At 46.6% G+C, this 6,249-nt stretch carries 5 protein-coding genes; 3 read left to right on the plus strand and 2 right to left on the minus strand.

The annotated features are described in order from the left end of the window. Positions 1 to 4 precede the first annotated feature (4 nt). Entirely contained in the window at positions 5 to 1,495 is a 1,491-nt protein-coding gene (locus K4A83_RS09615; protein ID WP_265264286.1) for an MBOAT family O-acyltransferase, read from the minus strand. 300 nt (positions 1,496 to 1,795) lie between these two features. Between K4A83_RS09615 and ylqF the strand changes: the two genes are divergently transcribed. Together ylqF and K4A83_RS09625 are read left to right on the plus strand one after the other, a co-directional pair. Continuing rightward, the gene (gene ylqF, locus K4A83_RS09620) at positions 1,796 to 2,647 is read left to right on the plus strand and encodes a ribosome biogenesis GTPase YlqF (RefSeq protein ID WP_265264287.1); all 852 of its coding nucleotides are present in this window, start codon (positions 1,796 to 1,798) and stop codon (positions 2,645 to 2,647) included. Positions 2,648 to 2,886: 239 nt separating this feature from the next. Next, a complete protein-coding gene (locus K4A83_RS09625; protein ID WP_265264288.1) occupies positions 2,887 to 3,456 on the plus strand; it encodes a transposase in 570 nt (189 codons plus the stop codon). A gap of 378 nt (positions 3,457 to 3,834) precedes the next feature. Here K4A83_RS09625 and trpB read toward each other — a convergent pair whose 3' ends face one another. Continuing rightward, a complete protein-coding gene (gene trpB / locus K4A83_RS09630) occupies positions 3,835 to 5,076 on the minus strand; it encodes a tryptophan synthase subunit beta (protein ID WP_265264289.1) in 1,242 nt (413 codons plus the stop codon). A gap of 152 nt (positions 5,077 to 5,228) precedes the next feature. Here trpB and K4A83_RS09635 point away from each other — a divergent pair, with 152 nt between their 5' ends. Then, positions 5,229 to 6,113, plus strand: a complete 885-nt coding sequence (locus K4A83_RS09635) for a DUF928 domain-containing protein (protein WP_265264290.1) — start codon at positions 5,229 to 5,231, stop codon at positions 6,111 to 6,113. Positions 6,114 to 6,249 lie beyond the last annotated feature (136 nt).

Here is a 6,249-nt window from a genome sequence, read left to right on the forward strand (position 1 = left end):
CACCCTAAAATTGAAAGTAAATAAAATCAGACGAGATCACACGAGTTTGTACTAAAGTAATCCAAACTCCCAAGGAATAAACAATCCAATGTAGTTTTAACGGTGTATTGAAAACGCGCTCTTTAAAATTCGGCCAATACTCATCACAAACCTCGCAAACTAACAAAATAAATAGACAAGCTAACGAGATGAAATTAGAACGAGTATCTCCCCTCACGATTAAATCATAGCCATCCTGTAGCCATTGGGACGGATAGGCGAAACCTTGGACAATAACACCGAGTGCTTGTATCGCTTGAGACAAGGTTTCCGCCCGGAAAAAGATCCAAGTAAAACAGATAAAAATAAAAGTGATTAAAATCCCCAAAATCTGACCCACAAAAGGCGGTAAAAATCTAAACTCACGGGCTAAGTTTTTTCCCTTTAATTGCTCCTGACGTTGCCAATATTGACTCACAAACTGAGGAATCAAAGCCAAACCGTTTAAAAGCCCCCACCAGACAAAAGTCCACCGCGCCCCGTGCCACAATCCACTTAAACCAAAGGTGATGACAATATTCCGTATCCCTTGCAGCATCGTCCCTCGACTGCCCCCAAGAGGAATATAAACATAATCCTTAAACCATTGATATAGGGAAATATGCCAACGTCGCCAAAACTCATTAATATTAGGGGATAGATAAGGTTTATTGAAATTCTGGCACAGGTCAATATTAAATAACTTTGCCGTACCAATCGCGATATTAGAATAGCCAGAAAAGTCGCCATAAATCTGGAAAGCAAAGGCAACCGTAGCTAGAGCAATTTCTGCCCCCGTTGCCGTCTGAATCTGATTATAAACTGGATTGACAAACTGAACCCCTAAAGGATCAGCAACAGCCACCTTTTTAAACAATCCCCAGAGAATTAATTGACATCCTAACCGCGCATTTTTATAATCAAAGGATTGCTGAACCCCAAACTGAGGCAGTAAATGAGCCGCCCGTTCAATTGGACCCGCCACTAATTGGGGGAAAAAAGAAACAAAGGTTAAAAATTCTAATAAAGAGTGGGTCGGTTGTAGTTTTCCTCGGTAAATATCTAGGGTATAGCTTAAAGTCTGGAAAGTGTAGAAACTAATCCCGACAGGTAAAATAATATAAAGGGCTGGACTATTTAGATTAATCCCTAAACTAGCAAAAACGCTGACAAAGTTATCGACAAAAAAATTAAAATACTTAAAAATCCCTAACATCCCTAAATTAAAGAGTAAGCTTGCCCCTAAAAGATGGCGACGCTGTTTCGGGTTTTGATTCGTCTTTAAATTTAAGCCAATAAAAAAGTCTAACAAGGAAGAAGCGAGAATGAGCAAACAAAATCGCGCATCCCACCAACCATAAAAAACATAACTGGCAATAAGTAATAATACATTACGTTGGGTCTGGGTCTTTAGATGCCAGTACAGCGTGAAAACAATTATTAAAAAAAACGGGAAAATTAGGGAGACAAAGTTCATAATATGTTAAAGGCATAGACTGACCTAAAAAGTGAAAAAAGGGGCAGTGCGAAAGACTATTCTCCTAAAACTCTATTGTTTAATAAATTGTTGAGATAGTAGTGATGGCGGTATCTTAAAACTTCGTGATGGTTTTAAGCTTGATTGACCCGCTTGTATCGATTAGTGATTCAGATTTACCCCTCTGGTTCTAACCCAGAATTCAGGGCGGGTCAAGAGGGAAGAGTGAGGCTCAGAAATTCTCTGACTCTCAGGGAAAGAATCCGGGTAAACTAGACCAAGAAGCCCCATAAACGAATTATGACTTTTACTCCTGCCATTCAATGGTATCCCGGACATATTGCCAAAGCAGAACGCCAACTAAAAGAGCAACTGAAAAATGTTGATGTGGTGTTCGAGGTATTAGATGCCCGCATTCCTTTATCTTCCCAACATCCTCAAGTCAAGGAGTGGATTAATACCAAACCTCGTCTATTGCTGTTGAATCGCATGGATATGATTCCCAGTGATTTATATACCCCTTGGCAAAAATGGTTTGAGTCTCAGGGAGAAAGGGTGTATTTTACCAATGCCAAGGCGGGCAAAGGGGTGAAAGAGATTATTAAAGCGGCCAAACAGTTTGGGGAGGGGGTAAATGAAAGACGACGGGATAGAGGCATGATGCCGCGTCCTGTGCGGGCGGTGGTGATTGGTTTGCCTAATGTGGGGAAATCGGCATTAATTAACCGTTTGGTGGGGAAAAAAGCGGTAAAAAGTGCGCGACGGGCTGGGGTGACGCGACAGTTGCAATGGGTGAGACTTTCCGATGATATTGAGTTGTTGGATGCGCCGGGGGTGATTCCTTGGCGTTTGGAGAATCAAGGGGATGCGGTGAGGTTGGCGATTTGTGAGGATATTGGGGAAGCGAGTTATGATAATCACCGGGTGGCGGCGGCTTTGGTGGACTTATTGCAAGAGTTAGACTTTTCTGAGGTGTTGTCTTCTCGTTATGGGCTGGAGGTGGGTGCTAATACCGGGGAGGAGTATCTTTACACCTTAGCCCATCAACGATATCAGGGGGATTTGGAACGGGTGGCGGTGTTGTTTTTGAATGATTTTCGTAAGGGCGTATTAGGGGCGATTCCCTTGGAGTTTCCGCCTTATGTTGATTAGCTGGCAATTAGAAACCGGGTTTTCGATGGGGTTTGGAAGGAAAAGGAGAGGATGAACGTAACCCGGTTTCTGGGTTAGCTGGGGATTAGAAACCGGGTTTTTGAGAGGGTTTGGAAGGAAAAAGAGAGGATGAACGCAACCCGGTTTCTGGGTTATCTGGGGATTAGAGGGTTTCAGGTTGATGGTGGTTAAAATCGTATTGACCATTCTAGTGAGGAGTTTTCCGAGGATTGATCGCAATGCCCTATCGTCGGATTGTTTTAAACGCGGGTCATTATTATCATGTATACAATCGTGGTCATAATCGCGAGCTTATTTTCTTTGAACGGGAAAACTATCTCTACTTTTTGCGACAACTTAGAAAATATCTAATTCAGCGACAAGTTGCTGATGTTATAGCTTATTGTTTGATGCCCAATCATTATCATTTACTGCTGTATATTAATGTGGATTATTTATCGCGAGCAATGCAGCAGTTAGGGGTATCCTATGCCAAAGCAATCAATCAGCGTTATCGACGAGTAGGCAGTTTATTTCAGGGTCGATTTCAGGCGATCGCCGTGGATTCGGATGAGTATTTATGGCAGTTAACCCGATACATTCATTTAAATCCAGTCAAGGCCAATCTGGTCAATCGGCCAGAAGAGTGGGAGTTTTCAAGTTATCCAGAATATTTAGGATTACGGCGGGGAACTTTACCCAAGCTAGAGGCGATGCAGGATTATTTTGAGTCAGCTACTGATTATCGTTTATTTGTAGAAAGTTCGATCCAAAGTACCGCGATTCAGCATTTAATGTTTGACGAATAGCAATAAGTTAGAAACCGGGGTTTTTCTGGGTTAGCTGGGGATTAGAAACCGGGTTTCAGGAGGGTTATAGCGAAAAGGGAAGGAGTGCAAGAAACCCGGTTTCAAGTTAAACGTTAGAAACAGGGTTTTTGATGGGGTTTAGAAGGAAAAGGAGAGGATGAACGCAACCCGGTTTCTGGGTTAGCTGGGGATTAGAAACCGGGTTTCAGGAGGGTTAGAGCGAAAAGGGAAGGAGTGCAAGAAACCCGGTTTCAAGTTGAACGTTAGAAACAGGGTTTTTGATGGGGTTTGGAAGGAAAAGGAGAGGATGAACGCAACCCGGTTTCTGGGTTAGCTGGGGATTATTCCTATTCCCTTGTTGAGTCTAGCGTAGGCGTGTTATTCAGCAGACCCTAAATACTTCGCCACCGTCTGCACATCCTTATCTCCCCGTCCTGAACAGTTAATCACCAGACGAGGACTGCCCGTGAGTTGAGGACAAAGAGTTTCTAAATAGGCGATCGCATGGGAGGTTTCCAAAGCCGGAATAATGCCCTCTAACTGCGCCAAACGTTGTAAGGCCGCGATCGCCTCCCCATCGGTCACACTATAATATTCCGCCCGTCCCGTCTCCTTCAAATAACTATGCTCGGGCCCCACCCCCGGATAATCTAACCCCGCACTAATCGAATGGGCTTCAATCACCTGCCCCTCCTCATCCTGCAATAAATAGCTCATCGCCCCATGTAACACCCCCGGACGACCTTTCGTGAGGGTGGCCGCGTGTTTATCCGTTTCCGTGCCTTCTCCGGCCGCTTCCACGCCAATTAAGCGCACTTGGGCATCCTCCACGAACTCATAAAACAGCCCCATTGCATTGGAACCGCCCCCCACACAAGCCAGCAGGATATCCGGCACCCCGCCCCACTTTTCTAAAGCCTGTTGACGAGTTTCCTTGCCAATCACCCCATGAAAATCCCGCACCATCATGGGGTAGGGATGAGGACCCGCCACAGAACCTAAAATATAGTGGGTGGTTTCCACATTCGTCACCCAGTCCCGAATCGCCTCTGACGTAGCATCCTTCAGCGTTCCCGTGCCAGCCGCCACAGGTTGCACCCGCGCCCCCATTAAGCGCATCCGAAACACATTGAGCGCCTGTCGTTCCATATCCTGAACGCCCATATAAATCACGCATTCCAAGCCAAAACGAGCGCACACTGTCGCCGTCGCTACCCCATGTTGTCCGGCTCCCGTTTCGGCAATAATACGCCCTTTCCCCATCCGTTTAGCTAATAACACCTGACCCAAAGCATTATTAATCTTGTGGGCTCCGGTATGGTTTAAATCTTCCCGTTTCAAATAAATTTGCGGCCCGCTGCCATCGGGTTTGGCGTAGTGTGCCGTTAAGCGTTCCGCAAAATACAGGGGATTGGGTCGTCCTACATAATCCCCTAATAAGCCATCGAGTTCTTGTAAAAAATCGGGATCCTGGCGATACTGCTCATAGGCCGCTTCCAGTTCCGCCAAAGCAGGCATCAGGGTTTCAGGGACATACTTCCCACCAAAACGGCCAAAGCGTCCGAGGGAATCCGGTTGTTGTTGAGTCTGAGTGCTAGGGGAAAGAGGAGTAGTCGTCACGGTTGTTCTGGGGTTGAAGGGACAATTTTTTATTTTGACATAATCTCTCGTTCCCTGCTACGCCAAATCATGGGAATCTATAGGAATTCCCCTATTCCCCTGATTCGTAAGCCATAATCGAGTTAGCAGCCATTGTGTGGGGTAACGGAATCATGAGGAATCAACCAAGGTTACGTTCTATCCGTCGTGTTGGGGTTTATCTGTTTATTCTCCTCTGCGCGAGTCTGGCTTTCCCAGTTTTTGCGCAACTGCAACAGAGTATAGAATTTCGGCCCCCTCGTCGTGGCACTCCCTCCCGGACAATTCCCGCAGGCACTCGCATGACGGAATCTGAACCCTTTTATGATCCTCAAAGGGGTTCACCTGCCCAGATTGCTCCGGTTGCTCCGGCTCCCCCGGAGGTTGTGCCTGTTCCCTCCCGAATCCCTGACGAAGCCCTCTATTTGCGAGGCCCTGATGCTTGTTATGATGAGATGATGCCGCCCTTACAAGTGTTGTTCCCGGTTCCCCCAGAACCCGATGTGGAGGATGATCAGGTGGCGGTTTTACCCACTGGCACCACGACTCAAGGCAACCCCAGTTTATTTATTTATGTTCCCTCCAATTCAGCCCAAGAAGCCGAGTTAACAGTTCTCAGGGCAACAGATAGAGAGCCAGTATTTCAAGAGTTTGTCACCTTGCCACGGGGGGAAGGGGTGATGGAAGTGCCACTGCCGGAGATTTTAGAACCGAATCAGGAGTATATCTGGGAATTTGCTTTGATTTGTGACTGGCGGGACCGAGAAGGCGATCGCTATATTCAAGGAACCCTCACCCGTTTACCCAGAAATCGCTTTTTAGATCGGCAAATTGCCCGCACTCGGGATTCCCTCACCCAAGCGCAAATTTACGCCCAGAATGGCGCGTGGCTCGATACCTTAGCCATCTTAGCCCCCTATCGTAAGAATTACCCCGAATTATGGTCACAGTTGCTGGAGTCTGTGGGCTTAACTGAGGTAGCGAATCAACCGTTTTTAGGCGATTCTGAGCCTTTTTAAGGGTTTTTGCCTGTCCGGGAATAGGGAATAGGGAATAGGGAATTGATAATTGATAATTTCTCCCCTGCCCCCCTGCTCCCCTGCTCCCCTGCTCCCCTGCTCCCCCGCTCCCCTGCTCCCCTGCTCCCCTGCTCCC

Origin of the sequence: Spirulina subsalsa FACHB-351, from assembly GCF_026130165.1 — a bacterium.
Lineage (GTDB): Bacteria > Cyanobacteriota > Cyanobacteriia > Cyanobacteriales > Spirulinaceae > Spirulina_A > Spirulina_A subsalsa_A.